The organism is Blautia sp. HCN-20427 (assembly GCF_037890365.1).
In the GTDB taxonomy this organism is placed as follows: domain Bacteria; phylum Bacillota; class Clostridia; order Lachnospirales; family Lachnospiraceae; genus Blautia.
In genome coordinates, this window is sequence record NZ_JBBKBX010000003.1 from 165,912 (window position 1) to 190,293 (window position 24,382).

Sequence of the window (24,382 nt, forward strand, 5' to 3'; positions counted from 1 at the left end):
TAGCGGCGGCATCAAGGTAAAAAAGAGGGAGGTTTATTTATGGAAAATTTACTTAATCCTGTTATTGTGGCAGTGTTACTTCTTTGTGTACTCTGCCTGTTGAAAGTAAATGTACTTTTATCCATGTTAATTTCATTATTTGTTGCCGGACTTATCGGCGGACTGCCCATTGTCAGCAGCGGTGATGAAGCAAGTATTATGAGTTCTGTAGTGGCCGGTTTCAGCGGCAATGCAGAAACAGCATTGGCTTACGTACTGCTTGGTACTTTTGCTTCTGCTATGGCTTATACCGGTATCACGGAAATCCTTTCCAAAAAAATTGCAAAAGCAGTAGGCGGAAATAAATGGATTCTGTTGACTATCTTACTGGTTATTGCATGTGCATCCCAGAATATCATTCCGATTCACATTGCATACATCCCGATTCTGGTTCCGCCATTACTGGCTATGATGAACAAGATGAAACTGGACAGACGTGGAGTTGCATGTACTATCGCTTTTGGTCATAAAGCACCGTACATCGCAGTTCCTATGGGATTTGGTTTGATTTTCATGGGTATTATCCGAGATAATATCAACGATAATGCGAAAGATTTTGGCTGGAAAGTTACTGTTGGGGATATCACAAAAGTAAACTGGATTCTTGCAGTAGCTATGGTTATCGGTCTTGCTATCGCCGTATTCATTACATACAGAAAGCCTCGTGAATACAAAGATATTCAGCTTGAGGGTGTACATGAAACAGAAGATTTGACACTGAAATATGAACACTGGGTAACACTGGCCGCTATCGTCGTTGTAGTTGCACTTCAGATTATCTACGGTTCTCTTCCGGTGGCAGCTCTTGGGGGTCTTCTGGTTATGTTTATCTTCCGTGCAGTAAAACCGAAAGATATTGACGAGCAGTTCCAGGGCGGTATTAAATTAATGGGATTCATTGCATTTGTTATGTTGGTAGCAGGTGGTTTTGCAACTGTTCTGCAGAATACAGGTGCTGTAAATGAACTTGTTAAGAGTGCGATTTCCTTAATGGGCGGAAATAAGTGGATTGCAGCAACGATTATTACTTTAATTGGTCTGTTGGTAACCATGGGTATTGGTACTTCTTTCGGTACAGTTCCTGTACTGGCAGTATTATACGTTCCGTTATGTCATGAGATTGGTTTCTCACCGGCAGCAACAATCATTCTGATGTCGGCAGCAGCAGCGCTTGGAGATGCTGGTTCACCTGCATCAGATACCACGCTTGGACCAACCTCCGGTCTGAACGCAGATGGTCAGCATGACCATATTTGGGATACTTGTGTACCGACATTCTTACACTTCAATATCCCGCTGATGATTGCAGCAATCGTTGCAGCTCAGTTCTTATAAGAGTAAGACGTGGATGTTCGATAATCTGATTCGGCACCCGTTACACTTATATATACAATAGATAGCAATCGTCTATTGTTACATCATGCAGGAAGAATCTGTTCCGTCGCCTGCGGAGCAGATTCTTTTGTCGTGCGCCTTGCGGCGCACGTCACTAAAGGGTGCAAGTCCCTAATCCGCCCTAGTAGTGGGAAGGATACAGCCAATGACAAGGGTGTCCATCGTGAGGTGGAATCTGAAGGAAGTCGGATGGCAAATCTCTGGTCTGACGAACAGAAATCACATCAGGCTATAGTTAAGGATAAGGTTGCGACACAAACTGAAGTCCTATAACTACCCGGAATTAACTATAGTAAATGTGGCAGATACATGGAGAGAAAGTGACGTGTGGTACCAAGGGAGGTCTCGTCAGCGGATGGAAACAGAGTATGAAATCCGTGAGTAACAACGAATGGCGAGAAGTCAGCAGAAGCCATAGTAAACCGACGGTTGCAAACGTCGGCGAAGGGCTGAACTTTAGGAGACACAAGCAATGAATGTAACTGAAAGTGGATTTAAGAACAGACAACTTCATATAGAGGACTATCTGCAAATGGTATCTGCGGAACAGAAAGAGTATGCAGAAGTGTTCGACTACTCTAAGATTACTGAAAAGAGCGGTGTCATCACAGACTATTGGACGAACAATCTTTTGGATTTGATTTTGCGGAAAGACAATCTTAACAATGCCTATAAGCAAGTCAAAAGAAACAAAGGGAAAGGCGGAATTGATGGAATGCAGGTGGATGAACTTCTGCCCTTCCTAAGAAGAAACCAAGAAGCCTTAATCCAAGAGGTAAGGGAAGGAAGATATAAGCCTAACCCAGTTCGCAGGGTAGAAATACCCAAGGAAACAAAAGGCGAGTTTCGAAAGCTGGGAGTTCCTACTGTCGTTGACAGAGTGATTCAACAGGCGATAGCATAGGAACTCTCACCAATCTTTGAGGAGCAATTCTCAGAGAATAGTTTTGGATTCAGACCGAAAAGAGGAGCACATGATGCCCTTAGACAATGCCAAAAGAACGTAAATGACGGCTATGTATATGTAGTGGATATGGGCTTGGAGAAGTTTTTTGATACCGTATGTCAAAGTAAGTTAATAGAGGTATTGTCACGAACCATCAAGGATGGAAGAGTGATTTCGTTAATACAAAAATACCTGAATGCGGGAGTGATGGCAAACGGGAAATTCGAGCGAACAGAAGTCGGAATGCCACAAGGTGGACCATTGAGTCCGTTGCTCAGCAACATATTATTGAAGGAAAGTTATTTCTGAAAGTAAACAGGAAGAAAACAGAGGTGGCTCACATCAGCAAGGTCAAGTATCTAGGGTATACCTTTTATAGATGCAAAGGCAAATGCAGATTCAGAGTACATCAAAAGTCAGTAGCCAAGATGAAAAATAGAATTCGAGAACTTACTGATAGAAACAAAGGTATTAGTAATGCAGAGCGAGAAAAGAAGTACCAAGAGTATGTGCGAGGATGGGTGGAATACTTTAGACTAGCAGATATGAAAGGACTTCTCAAAACAACGGATGAATGGGCAAGACGTAGAATCCGAGCAGTTTATTGGAAACAATGGAAGAAAATCAAAACAAAGTATCGAATGTTGAAAGCATTGGGAATGGAACATTGGAGAGCGAAGGAACTTGTATGTAGTAGAAAAGGATATTGGAGAATGGCGAAAGTCTTGAATCAAATCTTTTCAAAGAAAATAATAGCCAAGCTAGGATATACATCCATGCTTGACTATTATCTGGTAGTTTGTGAAAACTAAAGAACCGCCTAGTACCGAACGGTATGCTAGGTGGTGTGGGAGGACGGTAAATAAAATAATTATTTACCTCCTACCCGATTTTGAAAAAATTTTTAAAAACTTTACAAAATTAGTCTGGAAACTTTTGAGAAACTGTGGTAGACTGAATAAGAACTGAAGAATGAATTTCAGAAAATGTGAAAAAATAAATTTTAACAGGAGGTATTTAACCATGAAAAAATATGTATGTGAACCATGCGGATATGTATATGACCCTGAATTAGGAGACCCGGATAACGGAATCGAACCGGGAACAGCTTTTGAAGACCTTCCGGAAGATTGGGTATGCCCAGTCTGTGGTCTTGGAAAAGAAGAATTTGTAGAGGAAGACTAATTCCATATACAAGCAGCAAAGTCTGTTAAAGAACAGGAAAAGGAGAAATTTCCCACAGAGGAGGTTTCTTCTTTTTTGCTTTTTGGCAGAAATCTGTTTGCGAAAAAGGCGAAATTGCTTTAATATAGTGGTAATGGATTTTTATACAGGAGGAGTACAGGGATGATTTACACAATTAAAAATGAAAATCTGGAAGTGTCTATAGAAGACCTGGGGGGACAGATGTGTTCCATAAAGGATACAAAAGGAAGAGAATACTTGTGGCAGAGAGATGAGAAATACTGGGGAGACAGCGCTATTAACCTGTTTCCGTACATTGCACGTTTGACACAGGGAAAATATACATATCGGGGAAAAACCTATGAAATGGATATTCATGGATTTCTGAAAGATTCTGTTTTAAAGGTAAAGGACAAAACAGCAGATAAAATCGTATTTTCTTTACGGGACAGTGAAGAAATTTACCGGCAGTATCCATTTCACTTTGAACTGAAATTGAAATACCAGCTGCAGGGAAAGGAACTGAAAGTGACTTACAGTGTGAAGAACAAAGACAGAAAGAAAATGTACTTTGGTATAGGCGGACATCCCGGCTTTTTGCTTCCCTGGGAAGAGGGACTCTCTTTTGAGGACTATGATATTGCGTTTGCTTCCTCAGAAAATATGATGCGGGTAGGCATGTCAGAAGACTGCTTTGTAACCGGAAAGGATGAAGCCTTTCCACTTGACGAACAGAAGCGGCTGCACCTGCGGCATGATTTGTTTGACCATGACGCCATTATCTTAAGAAATGTTCCCACCCGCCTGCGTCTGGAAGCAGAAAAAGGAAGTGTGGGACTGGAGATGGAAACAAAGGGGCTTCCCTATCTGGGCATCTGGCATATGCCCCATACAGATGCGCCTTATGTGTGCATAGAGCCATGGAGTTCTCTGCCGTCCCGAAAAGATGTGATTGAGGATTTGGAAACCCAGGAAAACCTGCAGATACTGCAGCCAAAGGGGTATTATTCCGGATTTTTTAAATTGAAATTGCAGGAAACATCAGAAAGCAGATGACAGGAGATTGGAGGAAACGGAAGATGAAGTTTACGAAAATGCAGGGAATCGGAAATGATTATGTGTATGTGAATTGTCTGGAGGAAAGGGTAGAACATCCTTCTGAAACAGCTATAAAGGTCAGTGACCGTCATTTTGGCATTGGTTCAGACGGATTGATTTTAATCAAACCATCTGAAAAAGCTGATTTTGAAATGGAAATGTACAACGCAGACGGAAGTCAGGGAGCCATGTGCGGAAATGGTATTCGCTGTGTTGCAAAATATGTGTATGACTATGGTCTGACTAAAAAGACTCAGATTTCTGTGGATACCAAAAGCGGAATCAAGTATCTGGATTTGACGGTGAAAGACGGAAAGGCAGTGGAAATCAGGGTGAATATGGGAAGGCCCATACTGGAAGCAGAGAAAATTCCTATGAAGTATCCCCAGTCTCCGGTGATTGCCAAACCTTTAAACGTAGGAGAAAACATTTATGAGGTGACTGCGGTATCGATGGGAAATCCTCATGCTGTAGTGTTTGTGGAGGACGTGCAGAACCTGGATATTGAAAAGGTGGGACCGGACTTTGAAAAACACCAGGCCTTTCCGGAGAGTGTGAATACGGAATTTGTCCGTGTTCTGGACCGCAAAACGGTGGAAATGCGGGTTTGGGAGAGGGGCAGCGGAGAAACTCTGGCCTGCGGAACAGGAGCCTGCGCTGTGGCCGTTGCCTGCGCTTTAAACGGTTACACGGAAGATGCAGTCACCGTAAAGCTTTTAGGGGGAGATTTGAAGATTGCCTGGGACAGAGAGGACAATCTGGTTTATATGACTGGCCCGGCCCAGGTGGTATTTGACGGAGAAATCCGGCTTTAAATAAAAAAACAGGAGAAAAAGATTAGAGAAATGGTTTTAAAAAGAAGTATGAGCCTTGAAGATAAAAGGTTTTATTCCAATGTAGCCCGTCTGGTTATGCCTATGGCGATTCAGAATCTGATTAACGTAGGTGTAACCTCTACGGATGTCATTATGCTTGGAAAGGTAGGGGAGACAGCGCTTTCCGGCGTTTCCCTGGCAAATCAGGTGTATTTTATCCTTTCCCTTTTATTTTTCGGACTGACTTCCGGGGCTTGTGTGCTGACGGCACAATATTGGGGAAAGAAGGATACCAGAACCATTGAAAAGGTTATGGGTATGTCTTTTCGGATTTCCCTTTTGGCTGCTGCAGTCTTTACTTTGGCAGCACTGGTGTTTCCGGCTCTTTTAATGCGGATTTTTACCACAGACCAGGCTGTCATTGAGGCAGGGGTCAGCTATCTGCGGATTGTGGCATTTTCCTATATGCTGTCTGCATTTACCAATGTGTATCTGAATATTATCCGCAGTGTGGAGAAGGTGGTTATCGCTACCGTTGTGTACGGTACGTCTCTGCTGGCTAATATTATTTTTAATGCAATTTTTATTTTCGGACTTTTGGGAGTCCCGGCAATGGGAGCAGCAGGCGCAGCGCTGGGAACGCTGCTTGCAAGAACCATAGAAGTGCTGATTGTGGTTTTTTATGCAGTGAAGATGAACGATGTGGTGAAAATTCGCTGGCGGGATTTCTTTGTAAAAGACAAAGCCCTGGGAAAAGATTTCTTTACCTATGCCTTTCCGGTGCTTTTAAACGAACTGGCATGGGGCGCGGGTATGGCGGCTATTTCCGCTATTGTGGGACATCTGGGCAGTTCTGCTGTGGCAGCTCACTCCGTGGCGCAGGTATGCAGACAGCTTTCTATGGTGATTGGCTTTGGTATTTCCAGCGCAGCGGCTATTATGATTGGAAAGGCCATCGGAGAGAAGAAAGAGGAACTGGCCAGAGAGTACGGAAGGCGCTTTGTAAAGATTGCTGTTTTATGCGGTATCGGCGGGGGACTTCTGATACTGGGCATTTCGCCTCTGGTTAAAAGCCTGCTGAATCTCACCCCTCTGGCCAAAAGCTATCTGACGGCTATGATGCTGATTATGTCCTATTATGTGGTGGGGCAGTCTGTGAATACCACGATGATTGTGGGGATTTTCCGGGCAGGAGGGGACACCCGGTTCGGGTTGATTCTGGACGTGAGCGTGATGTGGCTTTGCTCTATCCTGGGCTCTGCAGTGGGGGCTTTTGTTCTGGGGATTCCCATGCCCTGGGTTTATATTCTGCTGTGCAGCGATGAGATTATCAAGATACCGTTTTCGGTGTACCGCTATAAAACGTATAAGTGGCTGCGAAACGTTACCAGATAAACGAAATATTACAGGAGAAAATAGAAAGTACCCCTTGACAAAAATGAAATTGTGCACTTTCAATAATGTTGTGCCGAAAACCGGTTTCCATAAAACGAAAAGAGGGAAAAAATCAGGAAAAGAAAAACTTTTTTTGTCAGGTGACATTTTGTCGAAGTATGTTGAATACGGGGATAATAGAGGAAAGTGGAGAATATTAGTACAGAATTGTGCAATATTCCCACTTTCTTTCCTGTGTGAAAAGTGATATACTGTGGAATACAAAATGTTGTGAAATGAAAAGTGAAAAATATTATACTATACCAGATATAGTGTTTTAAAGTGTATGAGGTGAAAGTGATGATGTATGTAGTTAAGAAAGATGGTACGAAAGAGGATTTTGATGTTCAGAAAATCGTGAGGGCAGTGAACAAATCCGCATCCAGAATTATGTATAATTTCAAAGAGGATGAGGTGAAATTTATCTGCCGCTATGCCCAGGAAAAGGCGGATTCTCTGGATAAAGAAGAGATTTCCATTCAGGATATGCACAATATTGTGGAGGGGGCTCTGGAAGAAGTCAATCCATCTGTTGCAAAGAGCTACAGAGATTATCGCAATTATAAGCATGACTTTATTCATATGATGGATGAGGTGTATACCAAGAGCCAGTCCATCCGCTACATTGGGGACAAGAGCAATGCCAATACGGACAGCGCCCTGGTGGCTACCAAGCGCAGCCTGATTTTCAATGAACTGAATAAAGAACTGTATCGGAAGTTCTTTATGAACCGCAACGAACTGCAGGCCTGCAAGGACGGGTATATTTATATTCACGACCAGTCTGCCCGTCTGGATACCATGAACTGCTGTCTCTTTGACGTGGCTAATGTGTTAAGAGGCGGCTTTGAAATGGGAAATGTGTGGTACAATGAGCCGAAGACCCTGGATACGGCTTTTGACGTTATGGGAGATATTGTGCTCAGTACGGCAGCCCAGCAGTACGGCGGCTTTACCGTGCCGGAAGTGGACAAGATTCTGGCCCCTTATGCGGAAAAAAGCTACGAAAAATATAAGGAAGAATTTCTTGCTTATGTAGACCCGGACTGGGAACTGGCAGAGGAGAGAGCCGAGCAGTATGCTGTGGATAAGGTAAAGAGAGACTTCGACCAGGGCTGGCAGGGAATAGAGTATAAGCTGAATACGGTGGGATCTTCCAGAGGAGATTATCCTTTTGTTACCGTGACTCTGGGACTGGGTATGAAGAAATTTGAGAAAATGTGCAGCATTTCTCTTCTGGAGGTTCACAAGGGCGGACAGGGAAGAGAAGGTCATAAAAAACCGGTGCTGTTTCCAAAGATTGTGTTCCTCTATGATGAGAATCTTCATGGAGAGGGCAGAGAAGGGGAGGATGTGTTTGAGGCAGGAATTTCCTGTTCTGCCAAAACCATGTATCCGGACTGGCTTTCTTTAAGCGGCAAGGGCTATATTTCCAGTATGTATAAAAGATACGGAAAGGTTATCAGTCCTATGGGCTGCAGAGCCTTTTTAAGCCCCTGGTACGAAAGAGGCGGCATGACTCCGGCAGATGATAAGGACGTTCCTGTATTTGTGGGACGGTTTAACGTGGGCGCAGTCAGCCTCCATCTTCCCATGATTCTGGCAAAGGCCAGAGCCGAGAATAAGGATTTCTACGAGGTGCTGGATTTTTATCTGGAAATGATTCGTCACCTGCATATTCGTACTTACGATTATCTGGGTGAGATGAAGGCGTCCACAAATCCGCTGGCTTACTGTGAGGGCGGTTTTTACGGCGGCAACTTAAAACCTTCGGATAAGATTAAACCGCTTTTAAAACCGATGACTGCTTCTTTTGGTATTACGGCATTAAATGAACTGCAGGAGTTGTACAACGGTAAATCCATTCGCGAGGACGGCAAGTTTGCCTTGGAAGTACTGCAGTATATCAATAAAAAAGTAGAGCAGTACAAATATGAGGACGGCAATCTGTATGCCATTTACGGTACTCCGGCAGAGAGTCTCTGCGGCCTTCAGGTAGAGCAGTTCAGAAAGATGTACGGTATCGTGGAGGGGGTTTCTGATCGTCCGTATGTGAGCAACAGCTTCCACTGCCATGTAACAGAGGAAATGACTCCCATTGAGAAGCAGGATTGCGAGGGCAGATTCTGGGAACTCTGCAATGGCGGCAAAATTCAGTATGTGCGTTATCCCATTGGATACAATGTAGACGCCATTCGGGCACTGGTGCGCAGAGCTATGGATTTGGGCTATTATGAGGGCGTGAACCTGTCTTTGGCTTACTGTGATGACTGTGGTCATGAGGAGCTGGAAATGGATGTGTGTCCGGTATGCGGTTCCACCAATCTGACCAAAATTGATCGTATGAACGGCTACCTTTCCTATAGCCGTGTACACGGAGATACCCGTCTGAATTCTGCTAAGATGGCGGAAATTGCAGAGCGGAAATCTATGTAAATATATGCGCTGTCCCAGAAGAGGAGAAGAGACAGAAGTCTTCTCCACCTCTACAGGAACAGCGCTCTTTTTGTGCAAGAAATATACGGTGTAGTGTAAAGGTTTTTCCTTGGATTTTCTGACAAATTGTGATAACATAAATACAGTTTTAAAAATCACAGTGTGGGGATTTGAGGAGGGAGAATATGGATTCTTATGGGTATTTACTGGATTTGGCACTGATATTGCTGACTACAAAGGCGTTTGGGCTTCTGACTCGGCGCATCAGCCTGCCGCAGGTAGTAGGGGCGCTGCTGGCAGGGCTGCTTTTAGGGCCGGCCTGTTTGGGAGTCTTACATCAGACGGAGTTTATTTATCAGGTATCAGAAATCGGTGTGATTGTTCTGATGTTTTGTGCAGGACTGGAGACGGATATCGATGAACTGAAGAAAAGCGGAAAGGCTTCGTTTATTATTGCCCTTTTGGGTGTGATAGTGCCGCTTCTGGGCGGTCTGGGAGTAGCAGCTTATTTTAACCGCCCGGGAATGTTAGAATCTGCCGCCGGAACCAGTCTGATTTTGCAGAATGTTTTCATTGGTGTTATTTTAACGGCAACCTCGGTAAGTATTTCGGTGGAAACCTTAAAGGAAATGGGCAAGTTAAATACCAGAGCGGGAAATGCCATTTTAGGGGCGGCCATTATTGATGATATTCTGGGAATCATTGCCCTTACAGTTATTACCAGTCTTGCAGATTCATCTGTAAATGTATGGCTGGTGTTCGGAAAGATTCTGGGATTTTTTGTCTTTATCGGTGTGGGCGGATATATCATTCATGTCCTGTTCCAGAAATGGGTAAAGGGATATGAGCGGGATTTGCAGCGTTTTGTCATTCTGGCGTTTGTTATCTGCCTTGTATTTTCTTACTGCGCAGAAGAATTTTTTGGTGTTGCAGACATTACAGGAGCTTTCTTTGCCGGGCTGATTATTACAAAAACAACTCATACCAATTACATTGCAAGAAGATTTGGGATTTTGTCTTATATTTTCCTGTCTCCGGTATTTTTCGCCAATATTGGTCTGCAGGTAGAACTGCCGAAAATGAGTGCCATGATTGTGGTGTTTGCAGTAATACTGGTGGTAGTGGCAGTGCTGACGAAAATCATTGGCTGCGGTCTGGGCGCAAAAATGTGTCATTACAGCAACCAGGACTGTATCCGCATTGGTATGGGGATGATTTCCAGAGGCGAGGTGGCATTGATTGTGGCTGCCAAAGGAAATGCCATTGGCCTGATGGCTCCGGATTTGCTGGGACCGGTTGTTATTGTAGTGGTGATTACCACCATTATTTCCCCCATTCTTCTGAAATTGACTTTTAGAGAGAAGAAGGGAGAAGCAGAAGGCACAGATTTTGTGGAAACGGAATTAATCCGTCAGGTGCAGGGATTTGAAGAAGAGGAACAACAGGAAAAATCCAGATATGTAAAAAAATAGAGAAAGAGAAAAGGGGCTGCTGCGTGTTTCATGCATCGGCTCTTTTCGGATAGAGGAGAGAAAATATGAAACTTCTTTTGGCGGCAGTCAATGCCAAATATATTCATTCCAATCTTGCGGTATACAGCATGAAGGCATACTGCAGAGCATTTGCAGCCCACATAGAACTGGCGGAATATACCATCAATCAGCAGGAGGATGAGATTTTAAAAGATTTATATCGGAAAAAACCTGAGATTTTGTGCTTTTCCTGCTATATATGGAATATTTCTTTTATAAAGGAACTGATTCGTAATGTGAAGAAAATCCTGCCGGACACGGTGATTTGGGCAGGAGGCCCGGAGGTGTCTTACGACGCAGAGCAGTTTCTGGAAGAAATGCCGGAGGTTTTCGGCGTGATGTGCGGAGAAGGAGAGGAGACCTTCCGGGAATTAACACAATATTATGTAAATTTAGAGCGGAACACAGAAAAAGGGACGGAACTGGAAAAGATAGACGGTATTGTTTTCCGAAAGGGGAAAGAGATACAAAAAACGGCGCCAAGGGCCATTCTGGATATGGATACACTGGTGTTTCCCTATCAGGATATGGAACTTTTTCATCATCGGATTATTTATTATGAGAGCAGCAGAGGGTGTCCCTTTTCCTGTAGTTACTGTCTTTCTTCTATAGATAAGAAGCTGCGTTTTCGGAGTACGAAGCTGGTGAAACAGGAGCTGCAGTTTTTTCTGGATAACCAGGTGCCTCAGGTAAAGTTTGTGGACCGGACATTTAACTGCAAAAAGGAGCATGCACTGGAAATCTGGCGTTATATTCAGGAACATGACAATCAGGTGACGAATTTCCACTTTGAAATTGCTGCAGATTTGCTGACCGAAGAGGAAATTGCCCTGATACACACCATGCGTCCGGGACTGATTCAGCTGGAAATCGGGGTGCAGTCTACCAATGAGGACACCATAAGGGAAATTCGCAGAAAGACCAGTTTTGAAAAAATTTCCCAAAAAGTAAGACAGGTGCAGGCCGGAAAGAATGTGCACCAACATCTGGATTTGATTGCGGGGCTTCCGCTGGAAGGGTATGACAGTTTCCGAAAATCGTTTGATGACGTCTACGGATTGAGGCCTCAGCAGCTCCAACTGGGATTTCTGAAGGTTCTGAAAGGTTCTTATATGTATGAGAAGCGGGAAGAATATGGCTGTGTGTACAAGCAGAGAGAGCCTTATGAGGTGCTTTCCACAAACTGGCTGTCTTACGGAGAAATCTGCCGTCTGAAAGGCATTGAAGACATGGTAGAGGTGTATTATAACAGCGGACAGTTTACCCGTACCATAGAGGCCCTGGAGAAAGAATTTTCAGACGCCTTTGCCATGTATGAAGCTCTGGCAGATTTTTATGAGAAAAAGGGCTATTTCGGCATTTCCCATACCAGAATCCGGAGATATGAAATTCTCCTGGAATTTTTAGAAGAACAAGGAAAGGAAGATTTGGCATATTTCCGGGAACGGATGGTTTTTGATTTGTATGCAAGAGAAAATCTGAAGACCAGGCCTGTGTGGGCAGGAGAACAGAAGCTTTACAAAGAGCAGATACAGAACTTTTATCGGAAAGAGGCAGAAGAACCCCGGCTTTTGAGGCAGTATGGGGGATATCAGCCAAGGCAGTTGGAAAAAATGACACATTTGGAGGTCTTTACTTATGATGTGTTGAGCCAAAAACGGGAGAAAGGGCAGTATCCGGTTTTATTTGACTATAAAGAACGCAGCCCCCTGACCCATGACGCAAGAGTCTGTGCTGTGGAGTTTGAGCAGAGAAAGGAGGACGTATGACAAAGAGGACAAAGGAAATTCTGGAGAAGCTGGATGAGGTTTATACCAGAGAATACAAATGCTATCTGAATCACGAAAATCCGGGACAGCTTTTGATTGCCACCATGTTAAGCGCCCAGTGTACGGATGCCAGAGTCAACATTGTCACAAAAGATTTGTTTGTGAAATATCCGGATATGGAGGCTTTTGCAAAAGCAGATTTAAAGGAGTTGGAGCAGGATATTAAGCCTACGGGATTCTATCACAATAAGGCAAAGAACATTATTGGCTGCGCCCAGAGAATCTGTCAGGTATACGACGGAGAGGTTCCGCGCAGTCTGGAGGATTTAACCAGCCTGCCCGGTGTGGGAAGGAAGACGGCCAATGTGATCCGGGGAAATATTTTTCATGAGCCAAGTGTGGTGGTGGATACCCATGTAAAGCGGATTTCCAAGCGGCTGGGACTGACGAAGGAAGAGGATCCGGAAAAAGTGGAAATGGAACTGATGAAGGTTTTGCCCAAGAACCACTGGATTCTCTATAACATTCAGATAATTACTTTTGGACGGCAGATCTGCTTTGCCAGGTCGCCCAAATGCGAGGAGTGTTTTCTTACAGAATATTGCAGGGAATACAAAGAAAAACAGAAGAAAAGCAGGAAAAAAACATGAGAGCATATGTGACACTGGATTTGGAAACGACAGGTCTGGAACCGAGAAAAGACAGAATCATTGAAATTGGCGCCGTGAAGGTACAGGGCGGCATGGTGACAGGAGAGTACGCTACACTGGTGAATCCCCGAATGGAGATACCGGAGAGAATTACGGCCCTTACAGGCATTTCAGACGAAATGGTGCAGGGAAAGCCGTATGTACGGGAAGCGCTGGAGGGGCTTCTGGAGTTTTGTGAGAATCTGCCGCTTCTGGGGCATAACCTGATGTTTGACTACAGCTTTGTGAAGCACAATGCAGTCAATCTGGATATGGACTTTGAGAAAGAGGGCATGGATACGCTGAAGCTGTCCAGGATTCTGCTGCCGGATTTGCCCAGCAGAAGTCTGCAGAACCTGCGGGTACACTACCAAATTCCACAGGGGGATGCCCACAGGGCTTTAGAGGATGCCCGTACTACTTATAAACTTTATGAGCGGCTGCGGCAGGAGTATGAAGAACAGCATCCTGAACTTTTTTGTCCGGTTCCTCTTTTCTATAAGGTGAAAAAGCAGGGGCCCATAACTCCGGCACAAAAACGATACTTGCAGGATTTGATAAAATATCATAGAATAGACCTGAATGTGGAGGTGGAGAGTCTGACAAAGAATGAAGCTTCCAGATTTATTGATACGATTTTAGGCACTTATGGAAAGATAGAGAGGTAAAGGATTATGAATAAAAAAAATTCCGGGAAAAAACAGATAGTTGCAGGGATTCTGGCGGTGTTTATGATTCTGGCTATGGTGCTTCCCATGATAGCGTATGCTTTATAAGAACAGACGGAGGGACAGACCATGAAAATAGGGAAACTGCCGGAACCAATGCTGATTCGTTCCGTTTTAAGAGAAGTTGGACACAGAAGAGAAGAAATCCTGGCAGGACCGGCTGTAGGCCGTGACTGTGCGGTGATGGAACCCAGGGAAGGAGAAGTTTACGTGTTTTCCTCCGACCCTATTACCGGCACCACAAAGGATATGGGGAAACACAGTGTTTATATTACTGCCAATGATTTAGCGGCTGCCGGGGCAGAGCCAGTGGGCATTATGCTCACCATTTTGCTGCCGCCTAAGACAGAAGAGAGAGAGCTGAAAGAAATTATGCGGGGAGTGGAATCTACCTGCAGAGAACTGAATATGGAAATTATGGGCGGCCATACAGAGATTACCGATGTGGTAAAACAACCGCTGCTTTCCCTTACAGGTGTAGGCAGAATGAAGAAGGAACAGATGATGGAGCCCGGAGGCATAAAGCCGGGACAGGACATTGTGATTACCAAATGGATTGGATTGGAAGGTACCTCTATTGCGGCCAAGGAAAAGGAAAAACTGCTTTTGGAACGGTTTGCGCCGCTGTTTGTGGATACGGCCAAAGGGTTTGACCAGTATCTTTCGGTGCTGCCGGAGGCAAAGATTGCCGGCGCGTGGGGCGTTTCTGCCATGCATGACATTACAGAGGGCGGTGTGTTCGGCGCTCTGTGGGAAATGGCCTCAGGCTCAGATGTTGGACTGGATATCGACTTAAAGAAGATTCCGATTCGCCAGGAGACGGTGGAGGTCTGTGAGGTGCTGGGGCTCAATCCCTATATTCTCATGTCCAGCGGTTCTATGATGATAGCAGCCCAGGATGGACATGGCCTGGTAAGAGAATTGCATCAGGCGGGAATTTCTGCGGCAGTGGTGGGAAAGGCTACGGCAGGAAAAGAGCGGATTTTGCGAAACGGAGAAGAAACCCGGTATCTGGACAAGCCCCAGAGTGACGAATTGTATAAAATCTACCAGAAGGATTGAGGAGTAAGAAATGGCAAAGCTGAATATTGTGTTATTTGAGCCGGAGATTCCTGCTAATACGGGAAATATCGGAAGAACCTGTGTGGCAACGGGTACCCGCCTGCATTTAATCGAACCATTGGGCTTTAAACTGAACGAAAAGGCTATTAAGAGAGCAGGCATGGATTACTGGAAAGATTTGGATGTGAAAACTTATGTAAATTATCAGGACTTTCTGAATCAAAATCCCGGTGCCAAAATCTATATGGCAACCACCAAAGCGCCTAAAACTTATGTGGACGTCCAGTATGAGGAGGATTGCTATATTATGTTTGGAAAGGAGAGCGCGGGAATTCCGGAAGAGATTCTGCTGCAAAACCAGGAGACAGCTATTCGTATTCCTATGATAGGAGAGATTCGCTCTTTAAATCTCAGCAATTCGGTGGCGATTGTGCTGTATGAGGCTCTGCGCCAGAACCATTTTGACCATATGCGTCTGGAAGGACATCTGACGAAATACGAATGGAAATAAAATAGAAGAAAAGCACAGAGGAGCAGGATTACCGCTCTTCTGTGCTTTTTTGCAGGGTAAAAATAAATTCGGTCCCCACGTCTTCGGTGCTGATGACATTGATGTTCTGCTTGTGGGAATTGATGATTTCCTTTACAATGGCAAGCCCAAGCCCGGTACCTTTGCGGTCCTTGCCACGGGAGGAATCAATTTTATAGAACCGATCCCAGATTTTCCCCAGACTGGCTTTGGGAATACCGCAGCCCTTGTCCTTCACGGAAATGAAAACCGTATCGTGTTTCAGGGAGGATTCCACTTTAATCACAGACTCCTCCGGGCTGAATTTAATGGCATTGTCAATGAGGTTATAAAGTACCTGCTGAATCTGTCCCATATCGGCCCGTACAAACAGGGTCTGGCCGGTCAGCAGAAGTTCGATGGAAATCCGTTTCTGCCTGCAGGTGCCCTCAAAGGATTCGGCAGTGCTTTTTATGATACTGTTGATGTCAAAATCCGAATAATCCAGCTGCCGTCCCTTTTCATCCAGATTGTTCAAAGTCAAGAGACTTTGGGTCAGCTTGTAGAGGCGGTCGGTTTCATGCACCACGATTTTCAGGTATTTCTCCTGCATTTCCGGAGGAATGGTACCGTCTAAAATAGCTTCTGTATAGCCCTTGATGGAGGTCAGGGGGGAGCGGAAATCGTGGGAGACGTTGGCAATGAATTTGCGCTGATAGTTTCCCGTCATGTCCAGTTCATCGGACATATAGTTCAGCGTCCCGGCCAGATATCCCAGTTCATCCTCTTTTTCCAGAGGGATGTTGTATTTCAGATTTCCCGCAGCAAAGGCATCCGCCCCCTGTATGATTTTCCGGAGGGGGCGGTAAATCATGAGAGAAAATACCGGAATAATAGCCATCATAATGAGAAGAAACAGGAGAAACAGAATGTAAATCATGTTCATCAGAGCGTCATGCTGTTCCTGCAGGATACGCATGGGAAGGTGCATGGCTACATAGCTCTCCACAGACATGTTTCTGGTGACAGGCACCATGACGCTTAAATGCGGTTCGCTGAACTGGTGAAAAAAATCCCCGATCCGGTAGTAGGAACCGCTGGCTGTTCCGGGATTAAAGCCTGTAATGATAGGGAAATCCTCTGTTTTTGGTTCCGAAGCGGTATTCAGCAGAATTTCGCCCTTGGGGCTGATAATCCAGACGTCACAGTGGCGGTAAGAGGCCAGAGTGCACAGATTTTCATACAGCTGGTTGTCTCGTTCCTCATCATTTTGGAAATACCGCACATCATGACTCTGGGCAATGGTGGTAGCTTCCTGATACAGTTCCCCGCTGTACACGGATTCCAGATGTTTCTGCACCTGACGGTTTCCCACAAAATAAATGGTGCAGAAGCCCAACAATCCCAAAATGACAATGGCAAGCACATATTTTACATAGAGAAATTTTTTCATTTGTTTTTGACCTCGAATTTATATCCGATACCCCAGACTGTGGCAATGGACCAGGCCGGGTGGTCTTTGATTTTTTCCCGGAGACGTTTGATATGCACGTCCACGGTGCGGGTGTCTCCAATGTATTCGTATCCCCAGATATGGTCTAAAAGCTGTTCTCTGGTAAAGACCTGATTCGGTGAAGAGGCCAGAAAATACAGAAGCTCCAGTTCCTTTGGCGGCATATCCAGCTGATTTCCATAGTAGATAACAGAATAATTCGTCAGGTTAATAGCCAAATCCGGGTATTCCACATATTTTCCGGAAGGCTGGGTGGAGGGCGCCACATTGGGCTGATAACGTCGAAGCACGGCTTTCACCCTGGCCACCAGTTCTTTGGAATCAAAGGGTTTAATCATATAGTCGTCCGCCCCCAGTTCCAGTCCCAGCACCTTATCAAAAATTTCGCCTTTGGCAGAAAGCATGATAATGGGAACATTGGATTTCTGGCGGATTTCCCGGCAGACCTGATAGCCGTCCATACCGGGCAGCATCAAATCCAGAAGAATCAGGTTTGGGGCAAAGGAGGAGAAAGCGGATAAGGCTTCTTCCCCGTCATTTACAATTTTAGTGTCAAAACATTCTTTGGTGAGATACAGAGAAATAAGCTCTGCAATATTGTTGTCATCGTCTACGATGAGAATTTTCTGTTTTACTGCCATGCTGCAGTCCCCCTCTATTTTTTAAATTCTACAATGGTCACGCCTGCATCTCCTTCTCCAAATTCTGCAAGATGGAAATCCTGTACATATTTCAGGCGCTTTAAGTAGTTGTGTACGCCTTTTCTGAGGGCGCCGGTGCCCTTGCCGTGTACTACCCGGACACTGCTTAAGTGTGCAAGGTAGGCGTCGTCCAGATATTTGTCCAGTTCGGCAACGGCTTCGTCCACGGTTTTTCCAAGCAGATTGATTTCCGTGCGCACGGAGGCGGATTTGCTCATTTTAATCTTTCCGGCGCCGGTGCGCTGCAGGGAAGGCGAGGTGATTACCGGTTCGTCAATCAGCTGCAAATCGGACAGAGATACTTTGGAACGGAGAATACCCATCTGGACAAATACCATGCCCTTGGCATCCGGTTTGGAACTGATAGTGCCTTTGACATTCAGACTTAACACCTTTACAGAGTCTCCTAAAGATACGTCTTTGGCTGTCAGGGTGGATTTTTTCTTTTCCGGCGTCTTTAAAGCCATTTTCTTTGCGGTTTTGTCCATTTTCTTTCGCAGTTCGGAACGTTTCTGCTCCAGTTCTCTGGCTGTCATGGATTCCTGACCCGCTTTGTTGAAAATTTTCATGGTCTGGTCCGCATATTCCTTGGCTTCCCGTAAAATCCGGTGGGCTTCTTCGTTGGCTTCCTGGAGAATCCGGTCTTTTCTCTGTTCCAGCTTGTCTTGTTTGGTTTCCAGCTGTTCTTTCAAAGTCTGGATTTCTTCTTTGTACCGGGCAATTTCGGCCTGCTCGCTTTCAATCGTCCGGCGGCTTTCTTCCAGAGAGGTGAGCACATCTTCAAAAGATTCGTCCTCCTGGCTGATTTGTTCTTTGGCCTTTTCAATAATATAATCCGGCAGTCCCAGCTTTCCGGAAATGGCAAAAGCATTACTCTTTCCCGGTACGCCGATAAGCAGGCGGTAAGTGGGGCGCAGGGTTTCTACGTCAAATTCGCAGGAGGCATTTTCCACGCCCGGCGTAGAAAGGGCATAGACCTTCAGTTCGCTGTAATGGGTGGTTGCCATGGTGCGGACTCCTTGTGCGTGAAGATGGGAGAGAATGGCAATGGCCAGAGCTGCGCCCTCAGTAGGGTCTGTTCCGGCGCCAAGCTCGTCGAAAAGCACCAGAGAGTCCCGGTCTGCTTTTTCCAGAAAATGTACCACATTGGTCATGTGGGAGGAAAAGGTACTGAGAGACTGCTCAATGCTCTGCTCGTCCCCGATGTCCGCATAAACCTCCCGAAAGACACTGAGACGGGAATGGTCAAAGGCAGGAATGTGAAGCCCGGACTGCCCCATTAAGGTCAGAAGTCCTACGGTTTTTAAAGAAACGGTTTTACCGCCCGTGTTGGGGCCGGTTACTACCAGCAGGTCAAAGGTTTCGCCCAGACGGATGTCAATGGGAACTACTTTATGTTTTTCAATAAGAGGGTGGCGTCCCTTTTTGATGTCAATAATGCCCTCTGTGTTGAAAAGGGGTTCTGTTGCATTCTGGGCTTTCGCCAGAAGGGCTCTGGCAAAGATAAAATCCAGCTGTGTCAGGACTTTTAAGTCATCATCCAGCATTTCCAGACTTTCCGCAGCTGTTTCACTGAGGCCTGCCAGAATCTTTTCGATTTCTGTCTGTTCCTGAATTTCCAGTTCCCGCAGCTCGTTGTTTAGCTTGACAACAGCCATGGGCTCTACAAATACCGTAGAACCGGTGGAGGACTGGTCATGTATCATGCCGGGAATCTGTCCCTTGTGCTCTGCCTTTACGGGGATACAGTAGCGACCGTTTCGCATGGTAACCACTGCGTCCTGCAGGTAGGTTCTGGCACTGCCGCTTACATAGGAAGAAAGCTGGCTGTGGATTTTATCATTGGTATTTTTCATGGTTCTGCGCACCTGTTTCAGTCCTGCACTGGCGTCGTCAGCAATCTCTTCTTCTGAGAGAATACAGCGGCGGATTTCCAGTGACAGAGGCGTCAAAGGCTGCAGAAGTTCAAAGAGAGGGTCTAAGGAGTCCCCGGTATCGTTCTCTGTTTCTCTGCGGGAATAGGATTTGGCCCGGCTGGCATTTTCCAGAAGGCTGCAGATGGAGAGCAGTTCCCCGGTTCCCAGAGTGCTGCCGATTTCCAGCCGCTTTAGGGAACCCCGGATGTCCCGGACGCCGCCAAAGGACAGAGAGCCTTTCTGGTATACACGGGACAGGGCGTCTGCGGTTTCCTGCTGCATGGCTTCGATTTCCGCCAGATTGTCAAGCGGCGTCAGATTCCGGCAAAGTTCCTTTCCCATAGAAGAAGAGGCAAACCCTTCTAAAAGTTCTGTGATTTTATTGTATTCTAAAGTTTTTAATGCTTTTTGATTCATAGTATTCACCTTATCCAGTTTTTTAAGATTCCGCTTCCTATTTTACATGAAAACAGGCAGAAAGAAAAGGTTCTGAGGGGGAATTTTTGTGGGATGAGAGAGAAAATTTTGTGTAATCTTCATAAAAAGTTCATAAACATTCGGTATAATAGTACAAAATACAGTCTAATGCGGAGTGTTGAACATGGACGAAAAAAAGAATGAGGGACAAACAAATCAGGAGAAAAAGGAAGAGAACTCCTATGAATTTCTGAAAGAAACGATTAAGGCGAAGCCTTGGAACAGGAAGAAGCTGGCAAAGCAGGTGGGAAAACTTCTGGCTTCGGGAGCCGTGTTTGGGCTTGCGGCGGCTGTTGTGTTTTCCGTAGCAGCGCCGGCTATGACCGGTAAAATTCTGGAAAAGAAGGATGCCAGCAAGGTTACGTTTCCCCAGGAAGAAGACCAGGAGGAAGAGGAAAAGAAAGAGGGGGAAGCCGATGCGCAGAATGAGGAACTGCCGGAAAGTCAGGGCGGAGGGGACGCCTCTGCTCCTGTGGCACAGGACATGACCCCGGAGGAATACAAGAAACTGTATGGGGATATTTTTGCCACAGCGGATGAAGCGGAAAAAGCCATGGTAACGGTAATTGGAAATAAAAATGATGAGGATTGGTTTCAGACGCCTTACGAAGAGCAGATTTCCGGGATTCTGGTGGCAGAGAGCGGGCAGAATTATTTTGTGCTGACGGAATACCGGATTGTGGAGAATGTGGACCGTATCCAGGTGGTCTTCTATGACGGCACCGTGACGGATGCCAGATTCCAGAAGGCAGACCAGAATACAGGGCTGGCAGTGCTGAAAATTGACAAATCCGGTCTGGACAGTTCGTTAAAGGAAAAAATTGCCGTTGCACCGCTGGGCGAGTCCTACAATCTGAAGCTGGGAGAACCGGTTCTTGCAATTGGAAGTCCTATGGGGTATAGTGATTCTGTTGGTTATGGAATTGTGACTTCTACTTCAGATACAGTGTCCAGAGTGGACGCGCAGTATGGACTTCTCACTACAGATATTACAGGCAGCAGTCAGGGAAGCGGTGTGATTTTAAATCTGGAAGGGGAAATTGTGGGGATAATTGCCCAGAGCTTTGGCGGGGAGGAAAACGGAAACCTTATTACCGGGCTGCCGATTTCCCAGATAAAGGATTTGATTCAGACACTTTCCGATGAAAATAAGGAGATGGTGTATCTGGGTATCACGGGAGAAGACATTACTGCGGAAATTTCCGAGAAAAAGGGAATTCCGGTGGGGATTTTCGTAGAAAAGGTAGAGGTGGATTCTCCGGCTATGCAGGTGGGAATTCAGAACGGAGATGTGATTATAGAGCTGAACGGTGAAAAAGTAGAAACGGTAAAAGGATATCAGCAGCAGTTAAAATCCTGTAAATCCGGGGAAACCGTAAAGGTGAAGGCCATGCGCCAGGGAACAGAAGGATATGTAGAAGTCTCCTTTAACGTAACATTAAAAACAAGGTAGAGAGGATATGAAAATGAAATTTATTAACGAGCTTCACGAAGGGGAAAAACTTTCCGGAATTTATTTATGCAAACACAAACAGGCAGCAGTGACAAAGAACGGAAAGCCTTATGAAAACGTAATTTTACAGGATAAAACAGGTACCATTGACGCTAAAATCTGGGATCCGAATTCTCTGGGCATTGATGAATTTGACAGCCTGGATTACATTGACGTGGTGGGAGATGTAAATTCTTTCCAGGGCAGTCTTCAGGTGAGTATCAAACGTGTGCGCAAAGCCGCAGAGGGAGAGTATGAGCCGGGCAATTATCTTCCGGTGAGCAGCAAAAATGTGGATTCTATGTATGAAGGGCTGTTAAGTTATGTGGCAAGTGTGAAAAACCCTTATCTGCACCGATTGCTGGTTTCCTTCTTTGAGGAAGATCAGGATTTCGCAAAGGCATTTCGCGGCAATTCAGCGGCGAAAAGTGTGCACCACGGCTTTATCGGCGGTCTGTTGGAACATACATTAAGCGTAGTCAGCCTGTGTGATTATTACTGTAAGGTCTATCCGATTTTGAACCGGGATTTGCTGCTTACCGCAGCCATGCTGCATGATATTGGAAAAACAGAAGAATTAAGTCCGTTTCCCATGAATGATTATACAGATGACGGACAGCTTCTGGGTCACATTATGATAGGGGCGGAAAGAATCCATGATAAGGCAGGAGAAATCCCCGGATTTCCAAAGAAACTGGAAAGTGAGCTGAAGCATTGTATTCTGGCTCATCACGGGGAGTTGGAATACGGCTCGCCAAAGAAACCGGCACTGCCGGAAGCCCTGGCGCTGAATCTGGCGGACAATACAGACGCGAAGATGGAAACCCTGACTGAAATATTTGCGTCAGCAGGGCAGCAAAAAGAATGGATTGGTTACAACCGTCTTTTTGAATCCAATTTCAGAAAATCCAGTTGTGAGCAGGAAGGCGGCGTTCATGGAATTTAAGAAGAATGATACGGTAACACTTTATATAGAAGATATGGGACACGACGGAGAGGGCATCGGAAAGGCGGATGGCTATACGCTTTTCGTGAAAGATACCGTGATTGGTGATAAGGTAGAAGCCAGGATTATGAAAATGAAAAAGAACTATGGCTATGCCCGTCTGATGAAAGTGCTGGAACCCTCCAAAGACCGTGTGCAACCCCGCTGTCCCGCGGCCAGAGCCTGCGGGGGCTGTCAGCTGCAGTTCCTTTCTTATGAGAAGCAGTTGGAATTTAAGAAAAATAAGGTGAAGGGAAATCTGAAGAGAATCGGAGGCTTTGAAAATATCTGTATTGAGCAGGTGATTGGTATGGAAGAACCCTGGCGGTACAGAAACAAAGCCCAGTTTCCTGTGGGCAAAAATAAAGACGGGGAAATCATTACCGGCTTTTATGCAGGCAGAACCCATTCCATTATTTCCAATAAAAACTGTTATCTGGGTACAGAAGTGAATGAGCAGATTCTGGAGGAAGTTCTGGTTTACATGAAGGAGAATCACATAGAGCCTTACGATGAGGTTTCCGGTACTGGACTGGTTCGCCATGTCCTTATCCGCTGCGGCTTTAAGACAGGGGAAATTATGGTCTGTCTGGTTCTTAACGGAGACGCTCTGCCGAAAGCGGAGAAGCTGACGGCGCGGCTGCAGGAGATTCCCGGCATGACCAGTATTACCTTTAATGTGAATAAGAAGAGAAATAATGTGATTTTAGGTGATAAAATTGTGAAACTGTGGGGGCAGGACTACATTTCAGACTATATTGGAGAAGTACAGTATCGAATTTCTCCCCTTTCCTTTTATCAGGTGAATCCGGTACAGACGGAGAAGCTGTACAACACGGCCCTGGAGTATGCGGGGCTTACCGGAAAGGAAATTGTGTGGGATTTGTACTGCGGTATCGGGACGATTTCTCTTTTTCTGGCACAGAAGGCCAAGCAGGTCTATGGTGTGGAGATTGTGCCTGCGGCTATTGCAGATGCCAAGAAAAATGCGGAAAGAAACGGGATTGCAAATGCGGAATTTTATGTAGGAAAGGCAGAAGATGTGCTTCCGAAAAAATATGAGGAGGAAGGTGTTTCTGCCGATGTGATTGTGGTAGACCCGCCTAGAAAGGGCTGCGATGAGGCGCTGCTGGAGACTATGCTGAAGATGAATCCGGAGAGGATTGTATATGTGAGCTGCGATTCTGCTACCCTGGCCAGGGACTTAAAGCGGCTGTGCGCGGAGAAGTATGAGGTGAAGAGAGTAGCGGTGTGCGATATGTTTCCGCAGGGGGTGCATGTGGAGACGGTTGCCTTGTTGGGTAGGAAAAAATCCACCGAGGATATGGTATATGCGTATGTGGATTATGAGCCAGAAGATGATACGTATTTACAGGGCATGAAAGGCAATGCAACGTATCGAGAAATTAAGGAATGGATAAAGGCGGAATATGGCATATCAGTATCTTCTCTTTATGTAGCACAGATAAAAGACAAATGTGGCTTTGAGAAGCGTCAGAATTACAATATAGGCGAAAATAAAACTCATGTGCCGAATTGTCCGCCTGAGAAGGAAAAAGCGATTTTAGAGGCATTTAAACACTTTAGAATGATATAAGAGATAGTGGGTAGGAAAGGTTCGACAGGAATCAGGATGCTGAGGAATGTCGAACTCTTTTTTTT

21 protein-coding genes are annotated in these 24,382 nt (G+C 45.5%); 18 read left to right on the forward strand and 3 right to left on the reverse strand.

All coding sequences use genetic code 11. The features are described 5' to 3' along the window. The first annotated feature begins 39 nt into the window (after positions 1 to 39). The 15 genes from WKT17_RS02995 to WKT17_RS03065 all read left to right on the forward strand — a co-directional run bounded on the left by WKT17_RS02995 (position 40) and on the right by WKT17_RS03065 (position 15,639). Positions 40 to 1,374: a Na+/H+ antiporter family protein gene (locus tag WKT17_RS02995; RefSeq protein WP_340271833.1), complete on the forward strand. Its 1,335-nt coding sequence runs from the start codon at positions 40 to 42 to the stop codon at positions 1,372 to 1,374. A gap of 532 nt (positions 1,375 to 1,906) precedes the next feature. Continuing rightward, the gene (locus WKT17_RS03000; protein WP_330625101.1) at positions 1,907 to 2,338 is read left to right on the forward strand and encodes a hypothetical protein; all 432 of its coding nucleotides are present in this window, start codon (positions 1,907 to 1,909) and stop codon (positions 2,336 to 2,338) included. Positions 2,339 to 2,350: 12 nt separating this feature from the next. Beyond that, positions 2,351 to 2,689, forward strand: a complete 339-nt coding sequence (locus WKT17_RS03005) for a reverse transcriptase domain-containing protein (protein WP_334298994.1) — start codon at positions 2,351 to 2,353, stop codon at positions 2,687 to 2,689. Positions 2,690 to 2,808: 119 nt separating this feature from the next. Beyond that, on the forward strand, positions 2,809 to 3,192 hold the full coding sequence (locus tag WKT17_RS03010; protein ID WP_330660239.1) for a group II intron maturase-specific domain-containing protein: 384 nt from the start codon (positions 2,809 to 2,811) through the stop codon (positions 3,190 to 3,192). A gap of 211 nt (positions 3,193 to 3,403) precedes the next feature. Continuing rightward, complete coding sequence (rd, locus tag WKT17_RS03015; protein ID WP_173748425.1) at positions 3,404 to 3,565, forward strand: rubredoxin; 162 nt, start codon at positions 3,404 to 3,406, stop codon at positions 3,563 to 3,565. Between the two features lie 162 nt (positions 3,566 to 3,727). Beyond that, positions 3,728 to 4,621, forward strand: coding sequence for an aldose 1-epimerase family protein (locus tag WKT17_RS03020; protein WP_291683311.1), 894 nt, complete (start codon positions 3,728 to 3,730; stop codon positions 4,619 to 4,621). 23 nt (positions 4,622 to 4,644) lie between these two features. Next, positions 4,645 to 5,478: a diaminopimelate epimerase gene (dapF, locus tag WKT17_RS03025; RefSeq protein WP_173748429.1), complete on the forward strand. Its 834-nt coding sequence runs from the start codon at positions 4,645 to 4,647 to the stop codon at positions 5,476 to 5,478. Positions 5,479 to 5,508: 30 nt separating this feature from the next. Further along, a complete protein-coding gene (locus tag WKT17_RS03030; protein ID WP_291683310.1) occupies positions 5,509 to 6,873 on the forward strand; it encodes an MATE family efflux transporter in 1,365 nt (454 codons plus the stop codon). Positions 6,874 to 7,212: 339 nt separating this feature from the next. Beyond that, positions 7,213 to 9,348: an anaerobic ribonucleoside-triphosphate reductase gene (gene nrdD, locus WKT17_RS03035; RefSeq protein ID WP_173748433.1), complete on the forward strand. Its 2,136-nt coding sequence runs from the start codon at positions 7,213 to 7,215 to the stop codon at positions 9,346 to 9,348. Between the two features lie 185 nt (positions 9,349 to 9,533). Next, the gene (locus WKT17_RS03040) at positions 9,534 to 10,820 is read left to right on the forward strand and encodes a cation:proton antiporter (protein WP_173748435.1); all 1,287 of its coding nucleotides are present in this window, start codon (positions 9,534 to 9,536) and stop codon (positions 10,818 to 10,820) included. Between the two features lie 65 nt (positions 10,821 to 10,885). Then, on the forward strand, positions 10,886 to 12,649 hold the full coding sequence (locus WKT17_RS03045) for a B12-binding domain-containing radical SAM protein (protein WP_298060509.1): 1,764 nt from the start codon (positions 10,886 to 10,888) through the stop codon (positions 12,647 to 12,649). Next, on the forward strand, positions 12,646 to 13,299 hold the full coding sequence (gene nth / locus WKT17_RS03050; protein ID WP_173748439.1) for an endonuclease III: 654 nt from the start codon (positions 12,646 to 12,648) through the stop codon (positions 13,297 to 13,299). The genes WKT17_RS03045 and nth overlap by 4 nt, the downstream gene beginning before the upstream one ends. Next, positions 13,296 to 14,006 (forward strand): 3'-5' exonuclease, encoded by a 711-nt coding sequence (locus WKT17_RS03055; RefSeq protein ID WP_298060508.1) that lies wholly within the window; start codon positions 13,296 to 13,298, stop codon positions 14,004 to 14,006. The genes nth and WKT17_RS03055 overlap by 4 nt, the downstream gene beginning before the upstream one ends. Positions 14,007 to 14,135: 129 nt before the next feature. Next, positions 14,136 to 15,128: an AIR synthase family protein gene (locus WKT17_RS03060; RefSeq protein WP_340271834.1), complete on the forward strand. Its 993-nt coding sequence runs from the start codon at positions 14,136 to 14,138 to the stop codon at positions 15,126 to 15,128. Positions 15,129 to 15,138: 10 nt separating this feature from the next. After that, a complete protein-coding gene (locus tag WKT17_RS03065; RefSeq protein ID WP_173748445.1) occupies positions 15,139 to 15,639 on the forward strand; it encodes a tRNA (cytidine(34)-2'-O)-methyltransferase in 501 nt (166 codons plus the stop codon). A gap of 28 nt (positions 15,640 to 15,667) precedes the next feature. Here the strand turns inward: WKT17_RS03065 and WKT17_RS03070 are convergent, their stop codons facing one another. The 3 genes from WKT17_RS03070 to WKT17_RS03080 are packed head-to-tail and all read right to left on the reverse strand — an operon-like array spanning position 15,668 to position 20,183. Continuing rightward, a complete protein-coding gene (locus tag WKT17_RS03070; RefSeq protein ID WP_340271836.1) occupies positions 15,668 to 17,089 on the reverse strand; it encodes a sensor histidine kinase in 1,422 nt (473 codons plus the stop codon). After that, the gene (locus WKT17_RS03075; RefSeq protein ID WP_173748449.1) at positions 17,086 to 17,790 is read right to left on the reverse strand and encodes a response regulator transcription factor; all 705 of its coding nucleotides are present in this window, start codon (positions 17,788 to 17,790) and stop codon (positions 17,086 to 17,088) included. The genes WKT17_RS03070 and WKT17_RS03075 overlap by 4 nt, the downstream gene beginning before the upstream one ends. A gap of 14 nt (positions 17,791 to 17,804) precedes the next feature. Next, on the reverse strand, positions 17,805 to 20,183 hold the full coding sequence (locus tag WKT17_RS03080; protein ID WP_340271837.1) for an endonuclease MutS2: 2,379 nt from the start codon (positions 20,181 to 20,183) through the stop codon (positions 17,805 to 17,807). A gap of 184 nt (positions 20,184 to 20,367) precedes the next feature. On the opposite strand from WKT17_RS03080, the gene WKT17_RS03085 reads away from it, so the two are divergent. From WKT17_RS03085 to rlmD, 3 genes are read left to right on the forward strand one after another with little or no spacing between them, the layout of a single operon-like run. Then, positions 20,368 to 21,696, forward strand: a complete 1,329-nt coding sequence (locus WKT17_RS03085; protein ID WP_291683307.1) for a S1C family serine protease — start codon at positions 20,368 to 20,370, stop codon at positions 21,694 to 21,696. Between the two features lie 13 nt (positions 21,697 to 21,709). Beyond that, positions 21,710 to 22,681, forward strand: a complete 972-nt coding sequence (locus tag WKT17_RS03090) for a 3'-5' exoribonuclease YhaM family protein (RefSeq protein ID WP_173748455.1) — start codon at positions 21,710 to 21,712, stop codon at positions 22,679 to 22,681. Further along, positions 22,671 to 24,317, forward strand: coding sequence for a 23S rRNA (uracil(1939)-C(5))-methyltransferase RlmD (rlmD, locus tag WKT17_RS03095; protein ID WP_340271838.1), 1,647 nt, complete (start codon positions 22,671 to 22,673; stop codon positions 24,315 to 24,317). The genes WKT17_RS03090 and rlmD overlap by 11 nt, the downstream gene beginning before the upstream one ends. Positions 24,318 to 24,382: the final 65 nt, after the last annotated feature.

Bases quoted from the DNA above. Each gene is read 5' to 3' on its own strand.
- WKT17_RS03045 (WP_298060509.1), top strand. From the start codon at position 10,886: ATGAAACTTCTTTTGGCGGCAGTCAATGCCAAATATATTCATTCCAAT.
- nth (WP_173748439.1), top strand. From the start codon at position 12,646: ATGACAAAGAGGACAAAGGAAATTCTGGAGAAGCTGGATGAGGTTTAT.
- WKT17_RS03070 (WP_340271836.1), bottom strand. From the start codon at position 17,089: ATGAAAAAATTTCTCTATGTAAAATATGTGCTTGCCATTGTCATTTTG.
- WKT17_RS03085 (WP_291683307.1), top strand. From the start codon at position 20,368: ATGGACGAAAAAAAGAATGAGGGACAAACAAATCAGGAGAAAAAGGAA.
- WKT17_RS03060 (WP_340271834.1), top strand. From the start codon at position 14,136: ATGAAAATAGGGAAACTGCCGGAACCAATGCTGATTCGTTCCGTTTTA.
- WKT17_RS03065 (WP_173748445.1), top strand. From the start codon at position 15,139: ATGGCAAAGCTGAATATTGTGTTATTTGAGCCGGAGATTCCTGCTAAT.
- WKT17_RS03075 (WP_173748449.1), bottom strand. From the start codon at position 17,790: ATGGCAGTAAAACAGAAAATTCTCATCGTAGACGATGACAACAATATT.
- WKT17_RS03080 (WP_340271837.1), bottom strand. From the start codon at position 20,183: ATGAATCAAAAAGCATTAAAAACTTTAGAATACAATAAAATCACAGAA.
- WKT17_RS03010 (WP_330660239.1), top strand. From the start codon at position 2,809: ATGAAAAATAGAATTCGAGAACTTACTGATAGAAACAAAGGTATTAGT.
- rlmD (WP_340271838.1), top strand. From the start codon at position 22,671: ATGGAATTTAAGAAGAATGATACGGTAACACTTTATATAGAAGATATG.
- WKT17_RS03020 (WP_291683311.1), top strand. From the start codon at position 3,728: ATGATTTACACAATTAAAAATGAAAATCTGGAAGTGTCTATAGAAGAC.
- WKT17_RS03055 (WP_298060508.1), top strand. From the start codon at position 13,296: ATGAGAGCATATGTGACACTGGATTTGGAAACGACAGGTCTGGAACCG.
- WKT17_RS03090 (WP_173748455.1), top strand. From the start codon at position 21,710: ATGAAATTTATTAACGAGCTTCACGAAGGGGAAAAACTTTCCGGAATT.
- WKT17_RS03030 (WP_291683310.1), top strand. From the start codon at position 5,509: ATGGTTTTAAAAAGAAGTATGAGCCTTGAAGATAAAAGGTTTTATTCC.
- dapF (WP_173748429.1), top strand. From the start codon at position 4,645: ATGAAGTTTACGAAAATGCAGGGAATCGGAAATGATTATGTGTATGTG.
- WKT17_RS03040 (WP_173748435.1), top strand. From the start codon at position 9,534: ATGGATTCTTATGGGTATTTACTGGATTTGGCACTGATATTGCTGACT.
- nrdD (WP_173748433.1), top strand. From the start codon at position 7,213: ATGATGTATGTAGTTAAGAAAGATGGTACGAAAGAGGATTTTGATGTT.
- WKT17_RS02995 (WP_340271833.1), top strand. From the start codon at position 40: ATGGAAAATTTACTTAATCCTGTTATTGTGGCAGTGTTACTTCTTTGT.
- rd (WP_173748425.1), top strand. From the start codon at position 3,404: ATGAAAAAATATGTATGTGAACCATGCGGATATGTATATGACCCTGAA.
- WKT17_RS03000 (WP_330625101.1), top strand. From the start codon at position 1,907: ATGAATGTAACTGAAAGTGGATTTAAGAACAGACAACTTCATATAGAG.